Source organism: Streptomyces herbicida, assembly GCF_032656585.1.
In the GTDB taxonomy this organism is placed as follows: domain Bacteria; phylum Actinomycetota; class Actinomycetes; order Streptomycetales; family Streptomycetaceae; genus Streptomyces; species Streptomyces herbicida.
The window spans coordinates 24,356-50,689 of record NZ_JAUYWJ010000033.1 but is presented as its reverse complement, the minus strand read 5'-3'; the positions used below and the strand labels follow the sequence as shown (position 1 = coordinate 50,689).

The following is a 26,334-nucleotide window of genomic DNA, read 5'->3' as shown; positions in this document are numbered from 1 at the left end:
GACCTGCGAAGTACGGGTCTAGCCGCTCTGGACGGTCAGGATGCGAAGGCCTTCTCCAGCCTGGGGATCAGGTCCCGGAGGTCCTGTTCCCAGCAGCCGGCGTTGTGGTCGCCGTTGCATTGGGTGCCCCAGGCGGAACCGTCGCCGTAGTCGACGTAGTAGTAGGGCATGCCCAGAGCGTCCATGCTGTCCTTGGCATGCTTGGCCGCGCCTTCGAGCCAGAACTCCAGTCCTACGTTGCCCACGTAGATGGAGACCCCGACTCCGGCGAGTTTGTCCATGTGCGCTGCCGGGTCGACCTCGTTCCACCGCCAGTCGGCGTTGAACACCGGGTAGGGCGAGCCGAACAGAGCATCGCTGTCCACGCCGGGCTTGTAGGCGGAGTTGTCAGGGTCACAGTATCCGGATGACGAGCCGCAGATCGCGCCGAACGCGTCGGTGACGGAGGCGACGACGGCCAGCCGCAGGTCCATGGACTTGGCCGACATATCGGTGTCTCCCGACAGGGATGCGGTCTGGCTGAACAGGTCGGGACGGTCCTGGGCGTAGTGGAAGGCGCCGAACCCGCCCATGGAGACACCGGCGATGGCCCTCGCCTTCTTGGTGGGAATGGTCCGCAGGTTCGCGTCGATGAACGGGATCACCTGCTTGAGGTGGAAGTTCTCCCAGTTCTGGGCACCGAGCTGAGTCTTCTGGTTGAGCCAGTTGGCATACCATCCCCGAGCGCCGCCGTCCGGAATGACGGTGATCATCGAGTCCGACATGGTCAGCGCCGGATAGGTCTGCTGAATCGGGTCGTCAGGCGAACCGTGCAGGAAGTACAGCACCGGGTAGCGTCTGTCCGGGGTGTCGTAGTAGCCGCTCGGCAGGATGATTTTGATGTGGTGCTTGCCCGTGACCTCGGGTGTGGTCACCGTGATGTGGAAATTGGTGGGACCTCCTACGGCCGTGTCGACCTGGGTGAGTCCAAATCCGTTCGCCATCGGTGGCGGAGCGGTGCGGACGGCGGCCTGTGCCGGACCGGCCGGCATGATCATGGCCACGGCGGCGGCCATCCATGCCGCAACCAGTCGCCATCCATTCGATGTCCTTGCCACAGCGTGCCCCTTCGTGAGCCTTTTTGTTGTGCGGCGTGAGATGCATCGGGAAGCGGTGAGGCTCCGATGAAAGAGCACGCCGGAGAGCGCCTTCGACGTTCCGGCGTGCTCACCTGTCGATCTCAGTTCAGGACCTTGACCTCCAATGCCGGTGAGGCCGCGATTTGCTCCTCGGTGAACCGCTCGGTCACCCACTGGCCCGCCGAGAACAGCTTGGTCTGATCGGCGTAGTGCGGCGAGTTCGGGTTGGCCGACTGTGAATAGGCCAGTACGGAGGAGGTCTGTGGCGGACCGTCTGCGGTGAACCGCACCTCCTGGATGAAACTGGACCCGAAGACCACGTCCAGTTTGCCGTCGACCTGACCGGGAGTGATCACGTTCAGCACGCCGAGTTCGCTGATCGAGCCGTGGATCGGGATCTGCTCACCGTTGCGGGTGATCTTCTGGATGTCCGAGAGCGGCGCGTTCAGCGGAATGCCCGCCTTGCGCAGCGCGAGAACCGCACGGCCCAACGCATCGCGGACGGCGGAGCTGCCCGAGTCCAGCGAGTTGGGCGTGTGCACTGGGTCCTTGGGGTCGAAAGGAACCCGCCACGGCAGTTTCTCGATGCCCTGCCCACCGAGCAGGAAGGACCAGTAATACGCGAACAGCCAGGACCCCCGGCTGCCCGCCGTGTAATCGTGATCCTTCCAGGCGGCCAGGATGGGACATGCCTCACTCACATTGACCAGGTTGCCGTCCACCAGGATGGTCCCGAAGGGTATGTTCTGACACATCGTCACCGTGGAGTTGAGGGCCAGATCGGCCGCCCTGCTCTTGTCGGCGAACAGCAACTGCCGCATGTTCTCCGGTGTGAAGCCCTTGCCGGCCAAGCCGTCGGTGCCGTTGATCCGGTTCTGCGCGGTCAGGATGAGCTCCTGGGTACGCAGCGACCGGGGCGCTGCCGTGTCACCCATGACCCTGGGGAAGGACAGCGGCTGCTCGGGGTTGGCCAGCCAGGCGCTGTCGTTGGCGTTGCCCACGAAGTCGGACCGGATGAGGCGTGGCTGCTTGTGCGGGTCCAGCAGCCCGGGCGCGACCGCGTTCGGATCGTTGGGCCAGTCGCACTCGCTGCGCTTGCCGTCGAGGATGGAGATCGGCGGCACGTTCGGCAAGCGTAGCGCCTGGTTGAACAGCAGTTTACCGGTCTCGGTGAGGCACGACCGAGCGTGCTCGTCGGTGATGTTCGCGGTGGCCTGGATGTCCGCGTACAGCGCGTTGCCCTTGCGGTCGGAGGCCACGGTGTTGAAGAACGGGACGCCCTGGGTAGTCTCCAGCGTGTTCACCACGTCGTTGACGTCCTTGGCCTGGTCGAGGTGGAACCAGGTGTTCAACGCCCGCAGGTTGTCCATGTTCACGTCGCGTACGGCGTGCGCGCTGACCACCCAGGGCAACGGGACGCCCTGGATCGATGTGGTGATCGGGCCGTAACGGGTGGACCACAACGTCCTGGTGACCTTGCCGATGGAGCCGTCCGCGTTCAGCACGTCGACACCGACCTGCTGCGAGGTCATCTTCTGCCAGGTTCCGTCGACCAGGTAGTTGGTCGGGTTCAGCGGATCCACCTGCACGTCGAACAGCCCGAACGGCGCTACGGTGGCGATCGTGTGGCTCCAGGCGACGTCGTTGTCGTGCCCGATGGTCACAGCGGGCAATCCCAGCAGGCTGGCCCCTGAGACATTGATCTTTCCGGGGATCGTCAGCTGGCTCTGCCACATCCGGTTCTTGCCCTGCCACGGAAAGTGCGGGTTGGCCAGCATCATGCTGGTGCCGCCGGACACGCCCTGCGAACCGACCGCCAACGCGTTGCTGCCCATGCTCTGTTGCCGGCTCTTCGCCATCGCGTCGCGGATCTTCTTCGCGGTCCGTGCGGCGGAGAGCGTCGGCGGCGCGGCGGCCGACGTCCCCGGGGGTGCGGCGTTCACCTCACCGTCCAGCAGCGCATCGGCACTGCCCATGATGATCTCGGCGTGCGCGTGCCGGTAGACGTCCATCTCCGTGATCGGCCGCACCCAGGCCGCACCGCGGCAGGCCGGGTCGGAGATGTTGTTCACGCCCGTCTCGGCCAAGTACCTGTTGTACCCCTGGACATAGCCGCGAATCGCCTCTTTGACCTCCGGCTCCGGCCCGTTGGGTGCGGGCTGCTCGACCAGCCGCTCCACCACCCGGTTGTCCTTGATCCGCTGGAAGTACAGGTCGCTGTTGAGATTGGTGGTGGTGTTCTGGTGCTCGCCGGGGCTCGTCTTGCCATCGGGCCCCAGATAGCGGGACCTCTGGGCGTTGACCATCAGATACGTGTCGGCCAAGGTGCAGATGTTGTCCTTGGCCGCGGCATATCCGTAGCCCGTTCCCAGCCCCTCCCAGGTGGAGGCGATGATGTGCGGGATTCCGTACTCGGTGTAACGGATCGTCGGCTTGTCCGGCCCCTGTTCGGCGGCCGGTGACCCGGTAGCCGCCATTGTGCTCATCATGGTGACCGCGGCTATGACCGCCATCGGTAACCTCGATCTGAATCTTCTCCGCGCCATCACGCCGTCCTTCCCCTGCGGTAACGGCCTTTGTCCGAACGCGGCCAGGCTAAGAAGAAGCGATGAAATCTCGGTGATGCCGCCGCGCCCCGGGGTGCCATCGCCGCCCGATGATCTACACGACCTCGAGTGACCAGCAGGTACGCAGGCGCTGTCCCGTCGGCTGGAGGTGAGCCTGCATTGTCCGAGGCTCCACCCCAGCATGGCCGCAGGCGTCGGCGAATGCCCGGCTTGTGCACGGGGCGCCGGGGGCGGTGTGCACGATGGCGCCGGCCGGCGGGAGACACATGATGTCGCCGACGTACTTCGTGTTGACCATCGAGGCAGTGAAGTTGGGCCGATCGGGTCGGCTGCCTTTGCGGCGGCCAGGTCCGCGTCGGTGGTGGGTGCTTGCGGTGCAGCCGCAGTCCGGCCAGGCCGATCCGGCGCATGACGCGGGCGATCCTCTTGTGGTTGACGCACTCGCCCAGACCCCACAACGTGATTAGCGCCTCGCGAACCGCCATCACCGACCGGCACAGGCCGGGGGCGTACAACTTCTTCCGCCCCCGGCCTGCTTCACGGTGGCCCCTTCTTCTCTCCGCACCGCCGCATCCGGGCGCTGAACCGGTATTTCATCGTCTTTTCAGCGCCCCTCGCCAGGATGAACGGGCCGCTGCGGACCGCACGAACCGTTACCGGAGCCGTGACGCAGCGAGCGCCCCGTGATGCCCCGGCGCCGGCGGAAGCGTGAGGAGACACGGAACACCCAGCACAGCGCTCGCGGACTGCATCCCCCAACTTGACACCGTGTTCGCCGCGGTGAGCCGACCCTGGAGGTCCGACCATGTCCAACCCCGCACGCCCCGACCGCCTCCCAATCACCCGCAGATCGCTGCTGAGGGCCGGCGCGGGCGTCGCCCTGAGCGCCGGCGCACTGGGCAGCTCGATCGCCGCCGCTCCCCGCGCCGCCGCGGCCCAGCGCGGCACACCCTTGTGCGAACAGCCCGGCGACTCGGCGAGCTCGCAGGGGCTGGGATCGGGGGATCTCGCCATCCCCTACTACCGGGAGCACGACAACACCTGGGGCTACGTCTTCGGCGACTCCTTCACCGAACCAGGGTTGCGAGGCGACTACCTCGGCTCTCCGGTCATGCTGAACCAGGCCGCCTTCGATGCCTCCGGCGCGACCCCGATCTCGTTCACCTGGGCCATGCCCACGGGAGGCGCCGCCCGGCAGCTCTTCGACTACCAGCACAACGCCGACAACGGGCACGGCTTCGAGGTGAGCCGCATCCCGAACGACTGCATCGAGTTCGGCGGCCGTACGTACATCCAGTACACCTCCGTAGAGGTCTGGCAGCCGCCCGCGGGCTACGACGGCTCACGGATGTCCGGCGTCGCCTACTCCGACGACCACGGCGTGACCTGGCAGGACTACCCCTACCACTGGGCGGGTGACACCCAGGGGGTGAACGAGTCCCTGTACGGGATGTGGTCATTCGCGGGCATCGACCCCGACGGCTGGCTGTACATCTTCTCCAAACGCTGGAACGGCAGCCACCGCAACACCGGTGACGGCGGGGCAATCCAGCTCTTCCGCATCTGGCCGGAAGAGTTCCGCGCAGGCAACTTCGGAGCCCAGGAGAACTGGGCCTACCTCGACGGCCGCTGGCAGTGGACCCGGGCAGTCCAGCCTTCGATCATCCTGTCCGGGAACAACATCGGCGAGTTCTCGGTGAAGCGCATCGGCAGCACGTACTGCATGAGCTACTTCGACGTCACCGACTACTCGATCTGCACCCGCACCGCTCCCCGGCCCGATGCCGTGTGGAGCGCGCCGAAGCCGCAGGTCGTCGGCAACGCCTCCTGGCCGCCGAACCATTGGGGCAAATCCCAACTCCCTTTCCTCTACGGCGGATACATCCATCCGGGCAGCGCCGGCCCCAACTCCCTGACCTTGATCGTGTCGCAGTGGAACGGGCAGCCCGACCAGTCGCCATACCGAGTACTGCAGTACGACGGCGTCAACCCGTAGTCCGCATTCCGCAATCCCCCTTCGGCGCACATACCCGGCACAGGAGGAACAGATGAGCGGCACCGGCTCACGACGCGCAAGACCGGTCAGCATAGCCCTGCTCGCCCTCACGGTCCTGACCGCACTGAGCGGCAGCCCGGCGAGCGCCCGGAGTACAAGGCCCCTGAAGTACATCCCCCGCCCCCTGAGCCGCCCCCGCCACGATGTACTGTTCTGTCCCTCCGGAGCGGGACATCGCGGTCACCCGCAAGGTCTACGAGGTCGGCCAGCGCATGAACGTGTCCGAGAAGGTCATGCTCGCCGGCTTCGAGACAGGCTGGGTCGAATCCCGGATGAACAACCTGTCGTGCGGGGACCGGGACTCGCTCGGCGTCTTCCAGCAGCGCCCCTCGCAAGGCTGGGGCACCCCCGAACAGGTCATGGACGTCGACTACGCGGCGGGAAAGTTCTTCGAGGTGGCCCTGCAGATGGAGGCCGGCATGGAGGGCGGCACCGCCGGGCAGCTCGCCCAGGCCGTCCAACGCTCTGCGTACCCGGAGCGGTACGACCAGGCGGAGGACACCGCCCGGGCGCTGCAGGACGAGGCGTTCCAGCCCTACGGCACGATCGGGGCGAAATACGACAGCATGGGCGGCCCGGGCAGCGTCCTCGGCCGGCCGCTCCGGGCGGAGGATGCAGCCTCGCTGGGCGGGCGCTTCCAACAGTTCGAGCACGGGATCATCCTGTGGCATCCGGATGTGGCCTACACGGTCTACGGCGACATTCTGAGTACGTTCTGGGCGACGGACGCGGAGCGGCGCTGGGGCTTCCCGACCATGGACGAAGCCGATGCCGGACGGAACCCGGGGGCGCTACCAGTTCTTCGAGCGGGGGCTGTTCCTGTGGCCCCCGTCCACCGGCACCCATGTCGTGCATGACGCGATCTACGACGCCTTCCACACGGCGGGGCACGAGAGCGTCCTGGGTTACCCGACCACCGACGAGATGGACGAGGCCGGCGGCGGTAAAGCGCAGCGCTTCCAGAAGGCCACCATCCACTGGCACCCGGACAAGGGCACCTGGATCACCAACAACTGACGAAAACCATCAGCACATTCCTTCCTGACCAGGAGGTCATGTTGCGTGACGCTGTGGACGACCACGGACGTGGACGCTACGACGAGTTGCCAGAACCGTCCGCGCCATCGACCTGGCCGGCCCCTCGCCGGCCCCGGGCCCGCCTTTCCAGATGGCGGATACCCTCTCTGCCCTCGCCGTGCCGCCCGACGCCACTCGCCTCTTCGGGGCCGACGCCTCCGGCGGCACCGTGACGGTGTTGAACACCGGTACCGGGACGGTCGGCAGCCCGGCCGCGGTGGCCTCGGCAGCATCTGGCCCGGTCGCGTCGCCCGACGGACGGCGGCTCTCTGTTGCGGACTCGGCCGCCGACGCGGTTCTCGTCGTCGGTGCGGCCACTCTGAGGGTGACCGGACGGGTGAAACTGGGCCGTACTCCAGAGCCGCTGGCGGACACCGCCGACGGACTGACCCTGCCCGTCACGTTGTCCGCTGCAGGCGGCCTGGGCACGGTCAGCACCACATTCCTGAGCGTCGTGGGCGAGACGATTCCCGTGCGCGCCCGGTGTGACAGCTCGTTCGAGAACCCATCACGAACTCGCGTCCCGAAGCACCCTGGCTTCAGCCTTACGCGGCCGAAGCCGGGCCCTCAGACCGCGCGGACGGGAGCGACGAGCCGGTCGGGCCTCTCCACCGGAACCGGGCTGACCTGCGTGTTGATCAAGTCTCCTGATTCCACTAGGCCTGAACCCTCGAGGTCGATGTGCACGCGCAGCCCGTAGGAAGCACGCGGGTCGAGATCCGGCACCTCGACATGGAAGGGAAATCGGCCCCCCGGCCTCAGCGGCACGTCGGTCTGCACCTGTGTCCCCACGACCACCGAAGGTGCGTCGGCCGCTGACACGTCACGTACCTCGACCAGCACTCGGGCCGCTCTTCGCTCCGGCGCATCGGCGGGCAGGGACACGAGGCCACGCACGGAGGCGCTCATCCCGTCCTCCCCGCCAGGCGCCGAATCGCTGTGGTCGGCACCAGGCATACGCGTTCGACGAGCGACAGCCCGGCTGCCTCTGCCGTGATCGGCAGAACGAGGCGTACCCCCGCATGGAGCGACGGCCCCGCCGGGTTGGCCTCGACGCATAGTCCGTCGAGGTACCCGCACGGGGCGCCCGCGCCGTCCGCCAGACCAGGACGGCGCATGAACCGCAGCGGTGCGTCGGTGAGGCACGACGGGAGTATCACCCACGCACCGCCGTCTCGTCCGCCCGGACGGTGCCGACCCGTAGGGCGAACCCGTGGCGCAGTTGCCCGCCCGCGCGTCGAGCGAGCGTAATGCGGCCGTGCGTCGAAAAGTCGGCCAGGGCGGCGCAGGACCACCTGGGCTACCTGCTGCCACTCGCCATGAGCGAACCGAACTGGGAGGCCAGGCTGTTCTGGTTCGCCATCACCCGGGACAGGCCATGCTGCAGCGTGCCGACAAGTGCGGTCAGCTGGCGTACCTGTTCGGAAAGGCCGTCGGGCTGCCCGACCAGCGCCGGGGCCTGAGGGGGCATGGCCAAGACGAACGGAGCACTCGTCACCGGCTCCCGCGGATCCTGGAGGAACGACGTGGCGAAAACGTCGGTGACCGGGCGCTTGGCGACCTCATTGACCATGATGGCAGGTGCCGGATACATGGCGTGAACACCGTCGATGTCACCCTGCGACAGGCCGGTGCGCTGGCCCATCACCACGCCGGCAGGCAGGGGCTGACGTGCGATCAGGGTTGGTCGATTGCTGTCGATCGCGAACGCCGTTGGCGGGTAGTGCATGATCGAGCCGTAGTCGTAGGGGCCCAGGTCGTCGCCGTCGGTGATGTGCTGCAGGAAGTTGTGTTGGATCGACGGGTCGATGTTCGAGAAATCGACCGTGACGAACAGGTCACGGTCCTCCCGGCTCTGTTCGTGCCACAGCCCCACGGTGTGACCGATCTCGTGGATGGCATTCCCGGTGGAGCAATCGGGGCCCAGCGTGACGAGTTGCAGGCCGCCACTGCGACCGACATGGGAGGAGCATCCGTCGCCGGGGACGAACCTCACAAAGTCGGGGAACTGGGTCTCGTTGGCCGAGGTGCGCTGCACAAAGCGCATACGGGTGTGGGATTCCCAGTGGGCAATGGCGTTCGTGACACGCTGGGGGTCGGGGAAAGCGGTATCGATCTCGAAAGGAACGATCGCGTTGGGCCAGCGGAAATTCTGTCCGGTTACACCGACCGCGGTGGGGAACATCGTGTCGACGCCCATCGCGGCCGCTTTCCGCAACTCCTGCACGGTGCCGAGCACGATGTCGCCCTCGAAGACCGCCAGCCCGTCGACCTCCGCGTACTGAACTCCTTTGGCGCTGAAGGTCACGCCGCTCAGCAGCGCGGTACCGGCGACCGGACCGGACCGGCGCTCGCCGCTGACGTCGGGACCTGCACCACCCGCGTTGTCCGTGCGTCCCGACCGCCCGGTGGCTGTCTTGCGGGACGCCGTCGTCTTGCGCGCGACAGTCTTCTTGGAGCGACTCTTTGGGTCCGGCGTTTTTGCGGCCATCATTCACCTCGATGCAGCGAATCGGTGGAGGTTGAAGGGAAGTCTCACGCGCCATCCGTTCCCCCTGCATCGGACAGTCATCGCACCCGTCCGGGTGAAGGGCACCCACCGATCGGCTGCTGAGGCAAGGGGCCTCTGTCCGGCAGGCGCGGTCGACCAGTTCCGCCACGCCCGCCTCGCCCACACCTACCACCGGGCACCCCGCGCCTCCCGGCGGTCGGCCGGGCCGGGCCGCGCCGCGTCGACGCGACAAAGGCGATCCCCGCCGCGCCGTGGTCGTGCCGAGTACGCGTTACTCTTCGCTGGTCGCCGTCCCGACCTCAGAGTGTTGACCGTTCGGTACTGTCACGCGGCGCCGAACACAACCACAGAGTTGTTGCCGCCGAATCCGAAGTTCTGCTTGACGGCGACGTCGATCGAGGCGGGCCGGCCCACACCCGGGGTGTAGTCCAAGTCGCAGTCGGGGTCGGGGTTCTCCAGGTTCGCAGTGGGCGGCACGTACTTCTCGCGGATGGCCATCAGCACGCCGACGCTCTCTATCACCCCGCACGCACCGCAGGCGTGACCGATGACCGACTTGGGCGCCGTGATCGCCACCTCTCGCGCGTGAGAGCCGAAAGCAAGCTTGATGGCCGACGTTTCGGCCCGATCGTTGAGCGGGGTCGACGTTCCGTGCGCGCTGACCAGGTCCACGGCGGCGGGGTCCAGGCCGGCGTCGGCGCAGGCCAGCTCGATTGTCCTGGCCGCCACCGCGCCGTCTGAGCGGGGAGCCACGGGGTGGTGGGCGTCGCAGCCGGACGCAGCGCCGAGCACCTCGCCGTACACGGTCGCGCCGCGGCGCAGCGCAGATCGCTCGGACTCCAGCACGAGCGCGGCGGCGCCTTCGGCCGGCACCATGCCGTCCCGATCGCGGTCGAAAGGCCGGGACGCGACCACCGCCTCCGCCGCGGGTCGCCGGGAGAGTGCGTCCAGCAAGCAGAACGACGCCAGGCACGGCAGGTCCAGCCAGCTCTCCACACCGCCGACGAGGACCACGTCGGCCATGCCGTCACGCACCACGCGCATTCCGGCTCCGATGGCGTCCGTCGAGGATGCGCAGGCGGTCGAGATGGTGAGCACCGGACCCGTGATGTCGAGCTCCTGGGCGACGAGCCCGGCGGCTTGGTTGGGCAACAGACGGAGCAGGCCGAGCCGGTTCATCTGGGACCACCCATTCCGCCGCAGGACGGTCACGAGTTGCGCGGTTTCGTCAAGCCCACCGCCGCCGGTGCCGACGTACAGCGCCCCCGGCGCCATGCGAAGCCCCGCGTCCGCCCGTGCCTTCATCGCTGCGGCGAACAACAGCTGCTGAAAGCGTGAGGTGCGGCGGGCCTGCTGGGCGGACATGTGCTCGCGGGGGTCGAACCCATTGATGACGCCACCGACCTGGCATGGCAGCGGCTGCTCTAGTTCCAGTGCCGAGATCGCGGGCCGCCCTGCGGACAGGGCGCCCCACAACTCGTCCGGCGTGGCGCCCGCGCACGACTCAACGCCGATGCCCGTCACCAGCACGCGGTTGCGCGCCGCCTCGGACATCACACCGCCCCCCACATCGCATCGACCACGTCCCCCACCGTGCGGAGGTCGGCGATCCTGATAGTGGTGTCCGCCAGCTCGACCGAGAATTCCTTTTCCAGGACGGATATCAGCTCAAGCGCCTCCATGGAGTCTAGTCCCAGGACCGGTTGATCGGGATTGGAGGCATAGAACAGGGCCGACTCACGGGTGATTTCCGCTTGGGATCCGCCCAGGTCCGGCCGGATGCCGATAATGGCTCGGATGACGACGTTCAACACTTCGGTCATGAAGCATTCCTTTCGTGGTCTCGTGATCTTTCTGATGTTTTCACGGCCGGGCCGCAGAGAAGTACACGCAGCGTCGCGTGATCGTGAACGGGGCGCGCTCGTATTGCTCTTCCATCGTCTCGGCGAGAAGTTCCGCAGCGGTGTGTCGGTCGATTCCGGGTAACGCGGCGGCGGCGAACATCGGGGTCGAGCACAATGCGGCGAGAAACCGCGGGCCGAGGCTGAACACCCGCTCGGTGGTGACCACGCCGGTGAAACCGGCCGTAGCGAGGGCAGCCTGGTAGTCCCCGACGCTCCTGCGCAGCCCCGAGGGCCGGCCAGCGGCCGACCGGGCCAGTGGGAGCCCGCGCATCCGGGCGACGTGGCGGGCCGTGCCGACCAAGTCGGCGTACAACGGCAGGTCGGCCGCGGTCTCTGCGCCCGAGTAGAAGGCCGAGTTGAACACCAGGCGTCCGCCACCGGTGAGGACGTGTCCGATCGCGGCGAGCGCCTCGTCGAGGTCCGGGACGAGATGAATGCAGTTGGCCAGCACGACGGTGTCGAAGGCGCCCGGTGGAAAGAGCCGGGAGGCGGAGACCGCGTCGCCCACCACGAAACGGGCACGGTCGCCCAGACGGGCCTGTGCCGCCTCAAGCAGGGCCGGTTCGGGGTCGGCGCCGACCAGGGACATGGCCGGGTCGCGCAGCAGCAGCTGCTCGCTGACGGCTCCGTCTCCGCACCCCAGGTCAAGGACGGCCGACCCGGAGCCGACCAGGACCAAATCGAGCAGCGCGCGGTTCAACTCGGCGTATTCCGGGTCGCGGCGAAGCGCCGCATAATCCGTGGACGGTTCTGCATCGCCCATGACTCCGGAGGATTCGGTGTCGGCTCGTGCGTTCATGAAATTCCCTCCGTCGGTGCGATGAAATTGGCGCAGTGCGGAATGAATGCGGTGCGGAGTGAATGCAGTACGGGACGAATGACGGGAGCCGACGCTACCAGCGCATTCAAGGAACAACAAGGGGCGTCTGTTTCATCGTTGCTTCATCCATGCTTCATCGCCACCGGATAGCTTCAGTGCGCTGCACCGAGGCGTCATAAGGAGAGCATGGTGATAGTGATTCGTGGTCGGCGTCGCACTTTGTCGGGTCGGTAGAAATTGGAGTTCACAGAACTGGGTGACAGCGCTGTTCCCGCAGGCCGACTGGTGTTCTGGACGCCGACCGCCTCGGTCTCCGCCTGGGCCGACGACCCGCGACCGCCGGCGCTCGTCCACGAGCACCATGTGCGTGCCGCGGCGGTGCGGGGACCGCGGCATGTGGATCCGGCGTGGGTCGGGGTGTCGTTCGGCGTGGGCCGGGTCAGCCGGCACCAGATCGGTGCCGCGTTGTCGGCTTTGCTACGCGGGCACGAGCACCTGCGCAGCAGGCTGGTGCCGACCCCCGAGCGCTGCGTGCGCCGCACGCTCCCCGCGAGCGCGGTCATGCTGCGACGGGAGGATGTCGGCGTCTTCGCCGACGGCGCCTCGGTCCGACGACAGATCGAGGCCTTCTTCGACCGCAGCGCCACCCCGCTGGGCTGGCCGCAGGTGGTCTTCGCGACGGTCGAGGACGCAGACGGTGCGACGGTGTTCGCCGGGGCGGATCACGGCATCGTGGACGGCTTCACGCTCGCCATGATCCCGGGACAGATCCGCGGCCTCCTGGCAGGCCGCGGCGAGGACATACCCGGGCCGACCTTCTTGGACTTCGGGGCCGAGGAACGGAGTCTGGTCGACCGGCTGCCGACAGGGCCCGAGCATGTGGACCGCTGGCGGACCCTGCTCCGCAACACCCACGCCGGTACGCCGGTCTTCCCCATGTCGCTCGGCGCGACCGAGGTGCCGCTCATGCAGTGCAGCACCTACCGTTGGCTTCTCGACGGACCGGCGACCACCAGGTTCGCCGCCGCGTCACGCGCAGGCGGAGGCACGACCGCCGCAGGACTGCTCGCCTGTCTCGCACTCGCTGCGGCGAAGGTCGCGGGTGAGCGGCACCTGTCCGTGGTGAGCCTGGCCAACGCCCGGCCCGACCAGTGGCGAGCGGCACCGGGCTGGTTCGTCGGCCTGCATCCGGTTCGTATCCCGACGACTCCCGGTTCGGCCTTCGCTGACACCGTCGCCCTCGCCGCCGCCGAACTGCGCCGTCATAGACCGGGGCCGGGCAGTTCGCTGCCTCACATCAGCCAGATGCTGCGCAGGGAGATCCGCCCTCGGTTCGTCGTGTCGTATCTCGACGTACGCCGAGTGCTGGGCACCCCGCCTCAGCAAGAGGACAAGATGCTGCGCAGCCGAGTCCGCAGTCCGGCCGAGGTGTACGTGTGGCTGACCAGAGGCGACCGCGGCGTGCATTTGTCCACACGCTTCCCTGATACGGCCGTGGCACGCACGAACGTCACGCGCTTCGTCCTGGCCGCCGCGCACGCCGTCGCCCGTGCCGCGGACGGCCCTCGGGCCGAGGCCGTGCCCACGCCCGCCTAGCCGATCGCCCCATGGAAGAGGAGACCCAACCGTGCGTATGACCCAGATCCTCGACTGGCGACCCGAGCCGGGTGAAGTGGTCGAGTTCAAGCCGATCACCAACCGGGCGCCCGTACCGCACGACGTGCCCGCGTCGCACTTCCAGCAAGTACACCTGCAGTTGGCGGCCGCAAACCGCGTCGCAGGACGACGGCAGTCACCCTGGGTAGCCATGGCGTTCGACCTGGCGGGCCGGACCGATCTCGACGCGCTCACCAACGCGTGGCAAGGGATTGTGCAGCGGCACGAGGCATTCCACACCTGGTACGAGTCGGACACCGGAAACCTGACCGGGTTCCGCCTGCCACCCGATTCCCTCACGATGCGTCCGGCGCGCGTGGGCGACTTCACGAGCACGGGTGACCTGCGCACCTATCTGCATCAGCAGATCGACGAGCAGACCACGGCGGGCTGGCCGGGTCTGCTGGCCGGAGTGATCCGACGGGACACGGCGTCCACGGTGTTCTTTGCGATCGACCACGCCTATTCCGACGGGCACTCCCTGGCGCTGCTGTTCGATGAGATCCGCACCCGGTACCACGCGGCCCGCGACGGCGCCTCGATCGACCCGGCACCGGCACCCGGCTACCTGGACTACAACCGCCGCGAGCGGGAACGCTCCGCGTCGCTGACGGCAGCTGCACCGGAACTCGCCCCGTGGTCGGAGTTCCTGGCCGCGGGGGACGGCGGCTTTCCCGGCTTCCCCGTCGGGTTGGGCAACGAAACCGACAAACTGCTGACCGGCACGCAAGTTCAGTACCCGCTGCTCACGGGTGCTCAGGCGCACGCGTTCCGCGCCTACTGCGCCCGGCACGGCGGCGGGTTCGGCGCGGGTGCCTTCGCCGCGCTGGCCCTCGCGCAGCGTGAGTTCACCGGCAATGACGTCTACCGAGTGCTCACCGTCCTGTCGACCAGGGCCTATCCTCGGCTGCTCCAGGTACACGGCTGGCTCGTCAACTGCGTGCCGCTGCTGTTCCGGTTGCCCGCCTCGCCGACTCTCGCCAGCGCGATCGCCGCCGCGCAGCAGGGCTTCCAGCGCGCCCGCGCGGGATACGACGTGCCGCTGCACCGAGCGCTCGAACTGCTGGGCGGTGACGTCCCGTCCATCCCACCCATGGTGTCCTATCTGGACGGACGGACCGCGCCGGGCTCCCGTGACTATCTGAGCGCGGACGCGACCGTCCTGACCGGCCCCGACAATGCCAGAGGTGTGTCGCTGTGGTTCAACTGGTTCCCCGATCGGGCCGACCTGGTGGTCAGCATGCCGGACACCACGCAGGCCGCGACGGGTGTGCCGAAGTACCTCGACCGCGTCAGGGAGATCATGCTCACCGCATCGGCCGGTCCTCGGCCGACATCCTGAAAGTGACGGGTGTGGTTCTTCGGAACCTCAGCAGCCCTGTCCAGGGGGTGTGATGGTGCTGCTTGGTGCTCGTGCTGGTCGTGGGCGGTGGTCCGGGGTGTAGATCATCTGTCAGCGTGCGATCTCGAGGTTGGTGCGGACGAGGAGGGCCCCGTAGGGGGTGGCGAGCCGGGCGTGAAGGCGGAGCTTGGTGAGGAATAGTTCTTCAGGTGGGCGAAGGCGTGTTCACAGGAGCGCGTTCGGCGGCGAGCAGCTTGTTGACCCGTTTTCTTCGCCGTGGTGAGGGGTTTGGATCGGACGGCCTTGAACCCTGTGATAATCACCGGGTTGTCGGGGTCGTCGTCCAGGCCGGTGAAGCCGAAGTCGGCGATCGCGCCGAGCCCGGCTTGCCGCAGCCGACGGGTGATGTCGTTACTGACTTCGGCTCGTCAAGGTGACGCTGGTTCGTCGAGGGCCAGGCCGGTGCCCGCTATGAAGCCGTCGAGGATGCCGGACCGGTACTGAAGGCGCTTGAGCCGGTTGCGTACGAGTGCTTCGAGCCGGTCGAGGGCGACGACGGCGAGGTTGGCCAGGCTGCGCTTGACGTGCGCCCATACCCACTCGACCGGGTTGAGGTCGGGTGAGTAGGCGGGCAGTAGGAATACCGTCAGCCACTCACGCTCGGCGATCAGCTCGCCCATGGCGCGGGAGACGTGGGTGTTCAGGCGGTCCCACACCAGCACGATTGGCGCCTTGACGAGATGGTGGACGCCGTCAATCAGCGAGATGAAGTCCCGCTCGCCCATGCTGCGACGCTTGCCTTTGCCGGCTCGGTGGGTGCGCAGGCGGTGGCACAGCCGTCCGGGAGCCGGGCCGCATGGCGATCATCCCGGCCACGGACAGTCGTCCCGAGCGTCGTCCGCTCACCGTCACCTGCGGGGTGTGGCCGCGCCGGCCCCAGGTGCGTCCCCTGGGCGGTCGGCGGGTGAAGCCTGCCTCGTCCTCGAAGCAGAGGTAGCCCCCACAGGCCGCCCGGGCTCTTTTACCTCCGCCCAGGTCGCCTCCTTCCACACAGTGACGGCCTGCTCGTCGCGCTCGGCAACCCGTCGCGCAGGGACCTGCGGGCTGAAGCCGAGCCGGTGCATCAGCCTCGTCGCACCCGAGACGCTGTAGGAGACGTGAAACTTCCTGCCGATCAGCGTGGCCACCCTCGCCGCGGTCCACACCTGGTCCTCTGTCCAGCCGTGCGCGGCCGGACCTTGCTCGAGATACCTGGCGAGCCTCACCAGACAGCGCGGCGACAGGCGACACCGGCTCCCGCTCGGTCCTCGCGAAAGCAGCTCGTCGGCACCGCCTTGCCGCCACAACTGCTGCCACTGGTAAGCCGACTTCAGACTCACACGCAGCTGCCGGGCCACCTCGGGCGGTCTGACCTGCTGAGCGAACAGCTCCGCCGCCTGTATCCGCACCGCTTCCCGACGACGCCGTGCTGCAGGCGTCAGCCCGCCCCCATCCGCGTATCTCACACACCACGGACTACCGACAACGCCACACCCGCATCAGCAAGTTCAGCAAACATCACCCTAACGAGCCGAGATCAGTAAAGTCGAAGGCCTCCAGGGTGGCCTGCTGCTCGAACTTCCCTCTGCGGCAGGCGCCGTTCGAGCGCGACGGACTCACGGCGGGTGATCTCGTCCTGGCAGAGGACCTGGAGGAAGTCGAGATGCCCGAGCTCGCCCTTCTGGGCCTCGGGGAGGCGGGCGATCGAGGGTTTGCAGCATGCCGGACAGCAGCAGCGTCTTCAGCGACTCGCGCAGGGCGGTGGTCATCACGCTCACCGGACGGCCTCCTCGGCGCCGGCGTCGGTGTGCCCCTGGTCGTCGTGAACCTGGCACCGCGGCCGGGAGGGTGAATGCCTGGTGACGGTACGGCGCGGTACGCCCGGCCGCCGACTGCCGCTCGATAGGCATTTCGCATGACCGCACTCCGCCCACGTCGGCGCGTCGCCGCCGTGACGCTGGCTGCCGCAACTCTGCTGCCCACCGCCGTGGCGTCGGCCACGCCTGCGTCAGCTGATTAGGGCGCCACCAGCATTCATAGCGAGGCGAAAGATCCGAGCCGTGATGCGTTGCGCCTGTTGGCTCAGCCGCCTTTCCCGCCCACCGACTTGAGTCTGCTGAACACGCAGACGTATCCCCAAGGGCCGCCCATGGAGCCAGCGGCGCCCCGCGAGATCACCGACCAGGAGCTGGTTCGCGAGCTCCGGGTCACGCTCAGGCCTCGCGGCCGCCGCGCGGTCGAGGAAGGGTTGGCCGTCTTCCGCAGCCAGCGGATCTCCGCTGTGGTGCCGGACCGTAACTTGCGTGCTGCCCTCGCCTCTCTGGCAGGTAGCCCTGCCCGGGCCAGCATCACCGCGATTCGCGACGGCGTGTTCCACCGGGTCTACTTCGGCTCTACCAGGGCCTCCACCAGTCGGGGCTTGATGCCGAGGGCCAGGAACGCGACGCGCCCGGCACCGCGCCGTTCGATCTCGAATCGGTGGAAAGCCAGGAGGAGCGTCGGGTTGGCCATCCACTTCAGCTCGGTCACCTCGCTCCATGCCACCGCGTGGCGCACTCGGCCGAAGGTGCCGGTGACCACCAGGCCGCGGGTGTAGAGGTAGCACCTGCGCAGCCCGAACCTGGCGCTGATGCCGCGCCAGGCCAGCGTGAGACCGAACAGTGAGAGCATCACGGTTCCCATCGTGATGACGCCCTTTTGGAATCGCGGCGAGATGACGACCATACAGACCAGCAAGGCGACGAACAGCCCTGCGAGGAGCCGCCGTGCGAGCTGTGCGAGGGCGCCCCACAGCCCTGCGACGGCATAAGTTCCTCGCTCCTCGCCGAGACCGAGTGCCTCCGCGCGATCGCGCACGCAGGCCTGTCGTCCCTGTTCCGAGCCCATGCTCCCCCTTCACAACATTCGGCGTCCCGAGTCAAACGGCAGGACCCGGGCCGGCACCGCTGAGTTCGCTTCGTTACGGAGGCATCCTGTCCGTCCGGAGCGCGCGGTCCGCCTGGGTTACCTGCGGCGCGGTAATCGCGGGCCGGCGACGCGAAGGCTGCCGCAGTCTCGACGCACACCGTGACAGCTCATTCCGTACGTCCCGATGCTCGACCCGTTCGACGGAGGCCCACATGCCCACCACCGCGCCGCCCCCGCTGGGGGCCCTGGCCGCTGAACTCGCCGCGCTGCGTCCCCGCATGGAGGCGGTGAGCCTGGCGATCCACGCGCGGCCGGAGCTGAAGTTCTCCGAGTTCCACGCCCAGGCGACGCTGGCCCGCTGGCTCACGGAAGCCGGCTTCGCCGTGACGGAGGCGGTGGGCGGGATGGACACCGCGTTCGTGGCCGTGCACGAGGGCAGCCGGCCCGGCCCGTACGTCACCGTCCTGGCGGAGTACGACGCGCTGCCCGGCGTCGGGCACGGCTGTGGGCACAACCTCATCGCAGCCGGGTGCGCCGCGGCCGCGATCGCCGTCGTACGGGCCCTGCCGTCGCACCCGGGAACGGTCGCCGTCATCGGCACGCCCGGCGAGGAGATGGGCGGCGCCGGCAAGGTCCGGCTGGCCGAGGCCGGGGTGTTCGAGGGCGTGGACGCGGCGATGATGTTCCACCCGGCCGACCGCTCGGTCACCACCCAGCACTCGCTGGCCGCGGCGCACCTGCGCATCGCCTTCACCGGCGTGAGTGCGCACGCCGCGAAGTCACCGTGGGAGGGCCGCAGCGCACTGGCCGCCGCCCAGTTGTTCCTCACCGCCCTCGACGCGCTGCGGCAGTTCGTCCCGCCGACAGCGCGCCTGCACGGCGTCGTCACGGACGGCGGGCAAGCCCCGAACGTCGTTCCCGCCAACGCCGCCGTGGAGTTGTACGTACGGGACCGTACGGCCGTCTCGGCCGGGGCCCTGGTCGAGCGGGTTCGCGCGGCCGCCGAGGGAGCGGCGCTGGCCACCGGAACCGCGGCCGAGGTGTCGGAGACAGGACCGCTCTACGCACAGCGCCGCGACAGCACCGTGCTCGCCGAACGGTTCGGGCAGGCCGTGCGCGCACTGGGCCTGGACATCGCGCCCGCCGGTCCGGACAGCCCCGCCGGTTCCTCCGACATCGGCAACCTCTCGCAGCTTCTGCCGGTGATCCACCCGTACATCCAGATCGCCGAGTCGGGTACGCCCGCCCACTCCGAGGCGATGCGCGAGGCGGCGGCGACCTCGCTCGCCCACGACCGCACCGAGATCGCGGCGACCGGTCTGGCCCGCACAGTCGCCGATCTGCTCACGGACGAGGAGCTGCTGGCGGCCGTGAGAGCGGAGTTCGCACAGGTCGCTGCGGGAGCCGAGGTGCTGACGTGAGCGGCCCGCGAGCCTACACTTCCCGTCATGCCGGTCGTGATCGTCCTGGAAGGGGCCGCCCCCGACCGCTTCACCGTCACCGTGTCGCCGCTCGCGGAACTGGCAGCATGCCTGCACGTCCTGACAGAACACACCCACCACACCGAACACGCGCCCTGGGCCGAGGAGACCACCCGCGACGCCCCGCCCGCGTTCCGAGCCGGCCTGCGTCGCTTCGCCCCGCTGTGGACGGCGCTGCGTTGGCGGGGCTTCTACCCGGGGCTGAACGGCCCCCTGCGGGAACTGACGACGGATCGGTTCGCCGAACTCACCGCCCATACCTGTGCCAGCGGCTACCGCGGCTTCGACTTCAGCCGCCTGCTCCACGACCCGGCACAGGCCACCGCGCTGCGCCGGGCGGCCTCCGGTCTGCCGGAACCGCACCCGACCCTCGCCGAAGACCTGCTGCGCGACCCGGAGCAACTGCGCACCGACATCCTCGCCTTCCTCGACATGTGCCGCCGCGTCTTCTTCGCCGACCTGTGGGCGACGACCGAGCCCGCGCTCGCCCGTGCCGCGCACCTCGTGCGGCAGCGGCTCGCGGACGAGGGACCGGAGGCGGCCCTGCTCTCGCTCAGCCCGTCCAGCGCACGGCCGGCCGGTCCGTCGCGGGTCGTCTTCGACAAGGTGCACCACGCGGTGATCAGCCCGGCCCGTACGCCGATCCTGCTCATCCCCACCCGATACGGCGCCCCGCACCTGCTGGTGAAGGACGAACCGGGGCTCCCACCAGTCGTCCACTTCCCGGTGCGCGCCCCGGAGATCGGGGTCACCCTGGCTCGCAGCCGCATGCTGGCGCTCACCGATCCTCGCCGGGTCCGGCTGTGCCGGCTCATCGCCCGCCAGGCGATGACCACGGCCGACCTCGCGGACCGGCTGTCGATGACTCGCCCCCAGGTCTCCCGTCACCTTCGCACCCTGCGCGACCTGGGGCTCGTGCGCGTGGAACGCAACGGCCGCTACGTCCACTACGGTCTCGACCTCGCGGCGGTCAAGCGCATCGGCGGGGACGTGGCCACGGCCCTGCAGTACTGAAGGAGGCGGCGGCGTGACGACCCGGTACCCGATCCTCCGCCACCGCGAACTGCGGCCCCGGCTGCGGTGGAGCGCGTGGCGCCAGCGGCACGCTCCATTGGTCGCGCAGGCGGGTGAGATCCTCGTGCACGAGATCGACGGGAACCACCGCACGGGGGCCGTCGACCCGGCGCGGGCCACCGCCGTGACCCTGGTCGACGTCCGCCCCGACGTGCAGCTGTTCGCCACATGGCACCTGACCACGTCCGACTCCGCGGCGCGTTTCCCCGTCCGGGTGACCTACCACTGCACGGTCATGGACCCCGTCACGGTCGTACGGGGCCGTCGCACCGGCCTCTGGGACCCGAGCTGGGTCCTCGCCCAGGACCCCCGGCCTCACCACCTGCACGCGAGGCATCCCGAAGGCGACGAGAACGGCCTTCGCCGGTCCCTCACCGCCCTGCTCTCCCCGAGCCCGGCCCCGCCGCTCCCCGGGATACGCGTGGAGCTCGGCCATGTGGACGTGGGGTCCGCCTGGCCGAACGACATCGATGAGGCGTGATCGTCTGGAGATGCACCCAAAGCGCAAGATGGATGCGGCTGGAAGCCTCGCTGAGGCGCATCGCCAGCCGCCGACGGCGGCGGCCGTCACGTTGGTGGTCGGCGCAGCGGCACGACGTTGTCGGCGGCGGATGCCGTCTGCTGATCGTCGTCGTGGATGAGCACGGCGCTGGCGAGGGTGAGTCTGGCCACCAGCTGGCGGAGCTCTTCGATCTCGGCTTTCTGTCGGGCGACGGTCTCCTTGAGCAGCGCAGAGCCGAGGTAGAACGCAGCACAATGTCGGGCTGCGAAATCACACTCCGCGTTCCTTCTACGACCGCAATTCCCGGCTCACGCGGAGGTTCGAACATGCCCGAGATCACAGCCTTGCCGAACCGCTGCTGGTAGGAAAACATGGAAAAGGAGGCCGAGGCTTTCGCGGCCAACCTCCCCCACGTAGCGGCGCAGCTGCACGACGCGGACCCCGAGCTGCACCCGGCGACGATCTGGGCGGATGTTCGCGGCTCGATGCCGGATCTGGTCCAGGCGGTGGGGCGGGCACTGCGGATGCATCCCGGCGAAGGCAAGATGGCCTCGCTCGTGGTGCCGGTGCTGCTCGGGCCAGGGGAGACGCCGGACAAACCCTCGGCTCACCTTTGTTGGGTGACCAAGAACAGTCAGCCAACCAGTCCATCTGCACAATCCCAGCTCACAGCCCTACTCGTTGCGCAGAAAAACCGGCCGCTGACACCCGACCGCCAAGTCCCCTGCAGCCAGGCCGGCACCCGTAAACAACCCTGCACAATCGCACCACTCACCGGGCGACGGCTGCGCATCGCGCACCGCCACCGAGGAGGCGGTAGAGATCCGATGTCGGCCGGCGGACGATGCCCGGGATGGATGCCGGATGGGAATCCGGTGGTCTCCACCCCGGGGTGGAGACCACCGCCTTATCTCCGTCCAGGCGCTCACGCGTGGAACCCCTGCAGGCGGCAGGGTGGTCGTCGTCTGATGGTCCCGACGAGGGGAATTCCATGATCTACGCATGTATCGCGACGGCTCTCGGACTGGTGGGTCTGGTGGCCTACGTCGTCCGCTCGCGGCGGCGCTCCGGCGGGGGGACCCGGTGAACGCGCCGACCGTTGAGCGTCCGCCTGCCTCGGTGGATCAGGCGGTGATGCCGGATGCGATGCCGCCCGTTGTCCCACCGATGCCCCGGGGCGATACGGACCGGGGCATCGGGGAGGGGACTGTGGCTCGGCGTCCCGAGCGACGGGGACTGGCTACGGTCATCGGTGCCTTCGCCATCTGCCCGTGCCACCTGCCGTTGACGTTGGCACTACTGGGTGCCGCGCTGGGAGGCACCGCCGCTGGTGTGTTCCTGCGTGAGCATGTCTGGCTCGCCGGTTCGGTCATTACCCTGGTCTGGGCGGCGCTGACGTGGCGCGGGCTGTGGTTGGTAAGCAAGGGGAGAAGCTGTCCGGTCCCGGGGACGAGGGGGTCCGGGATGTGGGCCTGGTCGCTGTGGCGGCCCGGAGCGCGGCGAAAGTAGCTGGACTCGATGAGCGAGGTGGGCATGGTGGTGGTGACGCTGGGCTGCCTGGCAGCGGCCGCCGCCGGCCTGCTCGCGCCCCGGTTCGGTGCTCCGCTGGCGGTCGCGGTCGGCATGGGGCTTGTCGGTGCCGGTTTCCTCCCGGCGGTGGCGCTGTCACCGATATGTGCCTATCTCGTGGTGGTGCTGAGCCGCACGGTCATGCGCGAGCGGGCGACACGCCGCCGGCTGGAGGCATCATCCGCGGCCGCGCGTGCCGCGGAGACCAGGGAGGCCGTGCTCGCGGAGCGCACGCGAATCGCCGGCGACATCCACGACGTGGTGGCGCACACCGCCAGCGCGCTGCTGGTCCAGCTGATGGCGATGCGCTCCCTGCTCGAGGACGACCCGGTCGATGTGCCGCGGCTACGCGCGATGCTCGACCGCGGTGTCGAGGTCGCCCGGGCCTCGATGCACGAGACTCAGACGGTGCTCAGCACATTGCGCGGCGGCGGCCCCGCATGGACACAGGTGCATCAACTGGCAAACGACTTCGCGATGACCTCCGGCTTGCCCTGCGAGATTGTCCTGCCCGATCCGGCGCCCGCGCTGGACCAGGACGTGGCTCTCGCGCTGTACCGCACGGTGCAGGAGGCGCTGACCAACACCGTGCGCCATAGCGCGGCGGAGCGGGTTCGTGTCGAGGTCACGGTGCAGGATGGGCGGGTGCTCGCCACCGTGGAAGACATCGAAGGGCAGCGGCGGCAGCCACGCCCGGAGCTGCCCAGCAGCGGCCGGGGGCTGACCGGACTGCGGGAACGGGTCGCCGCAGCCGGCGGAACGCTCGTCGCCGGTCCGACCACTACCGGCTTCCTCGTCCGGCTGACCCTTCCGGTGGCGCGATGAGCGTGCGCGTACTGGTCGTCGACGACCAGGAGCTGGTGCGCGAGGGGCTGGTCATGCTGCTCGAACGGGCATCCGGTGTCGACGTCGTCGGCAGCGCCGCAGACGGGCACCAAGCGCTCGCGTTCACCCAGAGCCTGCGCCCCGACATCGTCCTGATGGACCTGCGCATGCCCCGCATGGACGGCATCGAAGCCACCCAGCGTATCCTCTCGGCCCACCCAGGCGTCGCTGTCCTCGCTCTGACCACCTACCCCGACGACCGCTCGCTCTTCGCGGCCCTGCGCGCCGGCGCGCGCGGCTACCTGACCAAGGACGCGACTGTCGAGGAGATCGTGGCCGCCCTGAACACCGTCGTCAACGGCGGCACCGCGCTCGCGACGACGGTGCAGGGCCGGGTCGTCGCCGTCGCCCTAGGCAGCGACAGCCGCCACGACCGCGCATCGCACGACCGGCTCACAACGCGGGAGGCGGAGGTACTCTCCTCGATGGCCGACGGGATGCGCAACGAACAGATCGCGGACCATCTCGGCATCAGCGTGGTGACCGTGAAGACCCACATCAACCACATCTTTGCCAAGCTCGGAGTCGTCGACCGGGGCCAGGCAGTCGCGTATGCGTACCGCACCGGCCTGGCACCTCGCGCCAACTGACCACACAGCAAAGCACCGCCACAACATCAGCCACCGTCAGCATCGCCATCCTCCGACCAGGCGCCGGTACGCATGAAAAGAGCGAGCGCGACCGAGAGCGCACATGAGGTGTGCGGTCGGGCTGTAGATCTCGGGCGGCTACGCCAGTCCCTTGTTGATAGCCGCAAACAGCTTCTGCCATGCGGCTTGCTCGTCAGGCGTCAGGTCGTTCCAGCCGTGGTCGGTCAGCCAGTGCAGGAATGCCTTGGTGAGCTTCCATTTCGAGAAGTCCGATATTTCAGTCTTGAAGATGTCGACGATGTGGCGCTTCTGCTGGGTGGTCTCGGTCGCGCGGACGTCCCAACCGAGTTGGTCGAGGGCGACCTCTACCAGGGTGGTGCGTAGAAGGTCCTCGACCTCCGGTCCGGGAACGGAGCCGGTGTAGTAGTCCTTGGCACGCAGGATCTGGTTGTTCTTCAGCAGGCGGACGAGGCCATCTTGAGTGGCGGCCTTCTCGCCGGCCGCGTCGGAGTCGAGCAGGGCGCTGACTTTCAGCTTCTGGCTGTGCAGCAAGGTGCAGTAGTAGATGACCTTGCTGGAACTGCCCGCGGGCACGATGGCGATGTTGTCGCGCATCGTGGGCAGCCCGGCTTCGCGCATGGCACCGGCGAGACCCTCGAGGAACCACATGTCGGTCAGGCCCTCGGTGACGAGGTTGCGGCGCTGGCTGAACATACTCTGGGCGAGGCCGTAGCCGAGTGCGGTCTGCAGTGGGAAGACCGAGCGAGGATCGTCGGACACAAGCTGGGTGTGGATCCTGGTGCCGGTGGCCCGGTCGACCATCTCCACCAGGCGTACCCGGTGGAGTTCCTCCGGTCCGACCATGAAGGGCGAGTGGGTGGTGTAGAGGATCTGGTTGTCCTCGGCCAGCATCTCCACGGTCTTCCAGGCGTCCATGGGCTCGGTCGGCGACTCGTACGATAACGCCCTCGCTGAGAACCTCTGGATGCTCATCAAAGCCGAGTGCATCCGCGGCCGCACCTTCACGACCCGCGCCGAGGCCAACCTCGCGCTCTTCGAATACATCGACGGCTTCTACAACTCCCGTCGCATCCAGAAGCGGCTCGGCTACCTCAGCCCCGTCAAGTTCGAGGACAAGCACTACGCCGACCAGGCAACGGCCGAACGAACGAACCTGAAACCCCATCAACCCGCCCTGACCAGCTGATCAGCACCTCCCGCACGCCGGGGGAACCTCACCAGTACCGAGGCCGGTCTGGAACCGCGGTGCCCATACAGGGCATCCTTGGCTTACCGGCTATTCGTGCTCATACTGCGGTCCGGCCGGGCGAGAGGGTGCAGCATGGACGACGATGACCGTCCGGAGCCGCGTTGGTGGTCCACTACATCACCTGCGGAGCTCGACCGACTGGCACATGGGGTGCTGAGGGCCACCCGTGGCGCAGCCCGGGAACTACGCCGCAGCCCTGAGGACCCGCACAGGCAGACATGGGCTCTGGGCGTCCTGGCGGGACAGGTCCAGGCGATGCTGGGCCCCGATGAGCCATTCCCTCCGCCGACCGGGACTACGGAACAGGAGGAGTTCGTCCGGACCGCTCTCGCGCTTGCCGTGCACGTACGGGCGCACAGCTGGGCACAGGCCGACCTCGACCCGGACGGCGTGAAGGGCCGGTCCGACGTACCGCACCCCGGGGAGCGGCAGGCGGCCGACGCCTTCGACGTCCTGGGACGGCTGATGCTCCCGCATTCCTCGCCCGAGGGCTGGACCGCCACTCTCGTCACCGACTGGGCCCGCGGCAACGAAACACTGGAGGCAGCGGTCAAGCTGGGCAAGTACATCCTGCACCCCACCTTCCTCGGCTTGCTCGACGACACGACCCGCATGGTCGGCGAGGCCCTGCACAACATCAACGTCGATCGCCTGCACGAACTGGCCGGCCAGCTGCGGGCCTGTGCCGGGGATCTGGATCCCAGGACCGACCCCCTCGCCACCCTGGTGGAGGACCTTGATGCCACTCAGGTGGACGACCAGCCAGCGCCCGTCCCGGAACCACGAGAGAAGCGGCAAGTGGACGTGCTGCCTGACGACGAAGAGGAACGGCCACGGCGATTCGGTCGCATCTCCGCCAAGGAACTCGAATCCCTCCAGAGGGATATCGACCCTGACATCGACCCCCCTGGGCTTGACGACCGCACCAGCATCTGACCGGCGCCTTCGGGGGCGTACTTGTGCAT

The 26,334-nt window shown here is 68.3% G+C and carries 21 protein-coding genes and 2 pseudogenes; 12 read left to right on the top strand and 11 right to left on the bottom strand.

Annotated features, from left to right (window positions below):
* Positions 1-35: 35 nt before the first annotated feature.
* Positions 36-1,037, bottom strand: coding sequence for an alpha/beta hydrolase (locus Q8A52_RS43515; RefSeq protein WP_316762980.1), 1,002 nt, complete (start codon positions 1,035-1,037; stop codon positions 36-38).
* Between the two features lie 182 nt (positions 1,038-1,219).
* Positions 1,220-3,868 (bottom strand): penicillin acylase family protein, encoded by a 2,649-nt coding sequence (locus tag Q8A52_RS43510; protein ID WP_450825180.1) that lies wholly within the window; start codon positions 3,866-3,868, stop codon positions 1,220-1,222.
* Positions 3,869-4,490: 622 nt separating this feature from the next.
* On the opposite strand from Q8A52_RS43510, the gene Q8A52_RS43505 reads away from it, so the two are divergent.
* From Q8A52_RS43505 to Q8A52_RS43495, 3 genes are all read left to right on the top strand, one after another.
* On the top strand, positions 4,491-5,681 hold the full coding sequence (locus Q8A52_RS43505; protein ID WP_316762900.1) for a DUF4185 domain-containing protein: 1,191 nt from the start codon (positions 4,491-4,493) through the stop codon (positions 5,679-5,681).
* A gap of 203 nt (positions 5,682-5,884) precedes the next feature.
* Positions 5,885-6,598, top strand: coding sequence for an LGFP repeat-containing protein (locus tag Q8A52_RS43500; RefSeq protein WP_316762898.1), 714 nt, complete (start codon positions 5,885-5,887; stop codon positions 6,596-6,598).
* The gene (locus Q8A52_RS43495) at positions 6,510-6,758 is read left to right on the top strand and encodes an LGFP repeat-containing protein (RefSeq protein ID WP_316762896.1); all 249 of its coding nucleotides are present in this window, start codon (positions 6,510-6,512) and stop codon (positions 6,756-6,758) included. Before Q8A52_RS43500 ends, Q8A52_RS43495 begins: the two co-directional genes overlap by 89 nt.
* Before the next feature lie 627 nt (positions 6,759-7,385).
* Here Q8A52_RS43495 and Q8A52_RS43490 read toward each other — a convergent pair.
* From Q8A52_RS43490 to Q8A52_RS43470, 5 genes are all read right to left on the bottom strand, one after another.
* Positions 7,386-7,727, bottom strand: a complete 342-nt coding sequence (locus Q8A52_RS43490; RefSeq protein WP_316762893.1) for a YbaY family lipoprotein — start codon at positions 7,725-7,727, stop codon at positions 7,386-7,388.
* A 391-nt stretch (positions 7,728-8,118) separates the two neighbouring features.
* Positions 8,119-9,312 carry a Dot/Icm T4SS effector Zinc-dependent metalloprotease LegP gene (gene legP / locus Q8A52_RS43485; RefSeq protein ID WP_316762890.1) on the bottom strand — a complete coding sequence of 398 codons (1,194 nt, stop codon included), beginning with the start codon at positions 9,310-9,312 and terminating at the stop codon, positions 8,119-8,121.
* A gap of 342 nt (positions 9,313-9,654) precedes the next feature.
* Positions 9,655-10,884 carry a beta-ketoacyl-[acyl-carrier-protein] synthase family protein gene (locus Q8A52_RS43480; RefSeq protein WP_316762887.1) on the bottom strand — a complete coding sequence of 410 codons (1,230 nt, stop codon included), beginning with the start codon at positions 10,882-10,884 and terminating at the stop codon, positions 9,655-9,657.
* Positions 10,884-11,153 (bottom strand): acyl carrier protein, encoded by a 270-nt coding sequence (locus Q8A52_RS43475; RefSeq protein ID WP_316762885.1) that lies wholly within the window; start codon positions 11,151-11,153, stop codon positions 10,884-10,886. The genes Q8A52_RS43480 and Q8A52_RS43475 overlap by 1 nt, the downstream gene beginning before the upstream one ends.
* 40 nt (positions 11,154-11,193) lie before the next feature.
* Positions 11,194-12,033 (bottom strand): class I SAM-dependent methyltransferase, encoded by an 840-nt coding sequence (locus tag Q8A52_RS43470; protein ID WP_316762882.1) that lies wholly within the window; start codon positions 12,031-12,033, stop codon positions 11,194-11,196.
* Between the two features lie 258 nt (positions 12,034-12,291).
* Here Q8A52_RS43470 and Q8A52_RS43465 point away from each other — a divergent pair, with 258 nt between their 5' ends.
* Complete coding sequence (locus Q8A52_RS43465) at positions 12,292-13,650, top strand: condensation domain-containing protein (protein ID WP_316762879.1); 1,359 nt, start codon at positions 12,292-12,294, stop codon at positions 13,648-13,650.
* A 37-nt stretch (positions 13,651-13,687) separates the two neighbouring features.
* Positions 13,688-15,052 (top strand): condensation domain-containing protein, encoded by a 1,365-nt coding sequence (locus Q8A52_RS43460; protein ID WP_316762976.1) that lies wholly within the window; start codon positions 13,688-13,690, stop codon positions 15,050-15,052.
* A gap of 428 nt (positions 15,053-15,480) precedes the next feature.
* On the opposite strand, the pseudogene Q8A52_RS49505 reads toward Q8A52_RS43460, so the two are convergent.
* The 3 genes and pseudogenes from Q8A52_RS49505 to Q8A52_RS43445 all read right to left on the bottom strand — a co-directional run bounded on the left by Q8A52_RS49505 (position 15,481) and on the right by Q8A52_RS43445 (position 17,947).
* Positions 15,481-16,557, bottom strand: a pseudogene (locus tag Q8A52_RS49505) (IS630 family transposase).
* Between the two features lie 73 nt (positions 16,558-16,630).
* Positions 16,631-16,869, bottom strand: a pseudogene (locus Q8A52_RS49500) (ATP-binding protein); the annotation flags it as partial.
* A 604-nt stretch (positions 16,870-17,473) separates the two neighbouring features.
* Positions 17,474-17,947 (bottom strand): hypothetical protein, encoded by a 474-nt coding sequence (locus Q8A52_RS43445; protein WP_316762875.1) that lies wholly within the window; start codon positions 17,945-17,947, stop codon positions 17,474-17,476.
* A 263-nt stretch (positions 17,948-18,210) separates the two neighbouring features.
* On the opposite strand from Q8A52_RS43445, the gene Q8A52_RS43440 reads away from it, so the two are divergent.
* From Q8A52_RS43440 to Q8A52_RS43415, 5 genes are all read left to right on the top strand, one after another.
* A complete protein-coding gene (locus Q8A52_RS43440) occupies positions 18,211-19,419 on the top strand; it encodes a M20 family metallopeptidase (RefSeq protein ID WP_316762872.1) in 1,209 nt (402 codons plus the stop codon).
* Between the two features lie 27 nt (positions 19,420-19,446).
* Positions 19,447-20,493 (top strand): DUF5937 family protein, encoded by a 1,047-nt coding sequence (locus Q8A52_RS43435; protein WP_316762870.1) that lies wholly within the window; start codon positions 19,447-19,449, stop codon positions 20,491-20,493.
* Between the two features lie 13 nt (positions 20,494-20,506).
* Positions 20,507-21,034: a hypothetical protein gene (locus Q8A52_RS43430; protein ID WP_316762868.1), complete on the top strand. Its 528-nt coding sequence runs from the start codon at positions 20,507-20,509 to the stop codon at positions 21,032-21,034.
* 1,539 nt (positions 21,035-22,573) lie between these two features.
* On the top strand, positions 22,574-23,449 hold the full coding sequence (locus Q8A52_RS43420) for a sensor histidine kinase (RefSeq protein ID WP_316762865.1): 876 nt from the start codon (positions 22,574-22,576) through the stop codon (positions 23,447-23,449).
* Positions 23,446-24,099 carry a response regulator transcription factor gene (locus tag Q8A52_RS43415; RefSeq protein WP_316762863.1) on the top strand — a complete coding sequence of 218 codons (654 nt, stop codon included), beginning with the start codon at positions 23,446-23,448 and terminating at the stop codon, positions 24,097-24,099. Before Q8A52_RS43420 ends, Q8A52_RS43415 begins: the two co-directional genes overlap by 4 nt.
* A 138-nt stretch (positions 24,100-24,237) precedes the next feature.
* Here the strand turns inward: Q8A52_RS43415 and Q8A52_RS43410 are convergent, their stop codons facing one another.
* Positions 24,238-25,035: an ATP-dependent nuclease gene (locus Q8A52_RS43410; RefSeq protein ID WP_316762861.1), complete on the bottom strand. Its 798-nt coding sequence runs from the start codon at positions 25,033-25,035 to the stop codon at positions 24,238-24,240.
* A gap of 49 nt (positions 25,036-25,084) precedes the next feature.
* On the opposite strand from Q8A52_RS43410, the gene Q8A52_RS43405 reads away from it, so the two are divergent.
* Positions 25,085-25,306 (top strand): IS3 family transposase, encoded by a 222-nt coding sequence (locus Q8A52_RS43405; RefSeq protein WP_316762858.1) that lies wholly within the window; start codon positions 25,085-25,087, stop codon positions 25,304-25,306.
* Between the two features lie 318 nt (positions 25,307-25,624).
* Positions 25,625-26,305 carry a hypothetical protein gene (locus Q8A52_RS43400; RefSeq protein ID WP_316762855.1) on the top strand — a complete coding sequence of 227 codons (681 nt, stop codon included), beginning with the start codon at positions 25,625-25,627 and terminating at the stop codon, positions 26,303-26,305.
* Positions 26,306-26,334: the final 29 nt, after the last annotated feature.

Excerpts from the sequence above, each read along its gene's own strand:
- Q8A52_RS43405 (WP_316762858.1), top strand. The coding sequence starts at position 25,085 with ATGCTCATCAAAGCCGAGTGCATCCGCGGCCGCACCTTCACGACCCGC.
- Q8A52_RS43470 (WP_316762882.1), bottom strand. The coding sequence starts at position 12,033 with ATGAACGCACGAGCCGACACCGAATCCTCCGGAGTCATGGGCGATGCA.
- Q8A52_RS43410 (WP_316762861.1), bottom strand. The coding sequence starts at position 25,035 with ATGGACGCCTGGAAGACCGTGGAGATGCTGGCCGAGGACAACCAGATC.
- Q8A52_RS43400 (WP_316762855.1), top strand. The coding sequence starts at position 25,625 with ATGCTGGGCCCCGATGAGCCATTCCCTCCGCCGACCGGGACTACGGAA.
- Q8A52_RS43505 (WP_316762900.1), top strand. The coding sequence starts at position 4,491 with ATGTCCAACCCCGCACGCCCCGACCGCCTCCCAATCACCCGCAGATCG.
- Q8A52_RS43480 (WP_316762887.1), bottom strand. The coding sequence starts at position 10,884 with ATGTCCGAGGCGGCGCGCAACCGCGTGCTGGTGACGGGCATCGGCGTT.
- Q8A52_RS43460 (WP_316762976.1), top strand. The coding sequence starts at position 13,688 with ATGACCCAGATCCTCGACTGGCGACCCGAGCCGGGTGAAGTGGTCGAG.
- Q8A52_RS43500 (WP_316762898.1), top strand. The coding sequence starts at position 5,885 with ATGTACTGTTCTGTCCCTCCGGAGCGGGACATCGCGGTCACCCGCAAG.
- legP (WP_316762890.1), bottom strand. The coding sequence starts at position 9,312 with ATGATGGCCGCAAAAACGCCGGACCCAAAGAGTCGCTCCAAGAAGACT.
- Q8A52_RS43440 (WP_316762872.1), top strand. The coding sequence starts at position 18,211 with ATGCCCACCACCGCGCCGCCCCCGCTGGGGGCCCTGGCCGCTGAACTC.
- Q8A52_RS43515 (WP_316762980.1), bottom strand. The coding sequence starts at position 1,037 with ATGATCATGCCGGCCGGTCCGGCACAGGCCGCCGTCCGCACCGCTCCG.
- Q8A52_RS43420 (WP_316762865.1), top strand. The coding sequence starts at position 22,574 with ATGAGCGAGGTGGGCATGGTGGTGGTGACGCTGGGCTGCCTGGCAGCG.
- Q8A52_RS43415 (WP_316762863.1), top strand. The coding sequence starts at position 23,446 with ATGAGCGTGCGCGTACTGGTCGTCGACGACCAGGAGCTGGTGCGCGAG.
- Q8A52_RS43475 (WP_316762885.1), bottom strand. The coding sequence starts at position 11,153 with ATGACCGAAGTGTTGAACGTCGTCATCCGAGCCATTATCGGCATCCGG.
- Q8A52_RS43495 (WP_316762896.1), top strand. The coding sequence starts at position 6,510 with ATGCCGGACGGAACCCGGGGGCGCTACCAGTTCTTCGAGCGGGGGCTG.
- Q8A52_RS43490 (WP_316762893.1), bottom strand. The coding sequence starts at position 7,727 with ATGAGCGCCTCCGTGCGTGGCCTCGTGTCCCTGCCCGCCGATGCGCCG.
- Q8A52_RS43510 (WP_450825180.1), bottom strand. The coding sequence starts at position 3,868 with ATGCTGGGGTGGAGCCTCGGACAATGCAGGCTCACCTCCAGCCGACGG.
- Q8A52_RS43435 (WP_316762870.1), top strand. The coding sequence starts at position 19,447 with ATGCCGGTCGTGATCGTCCTGGAAGGGGCCGCCCCCGACCGCTTCACC.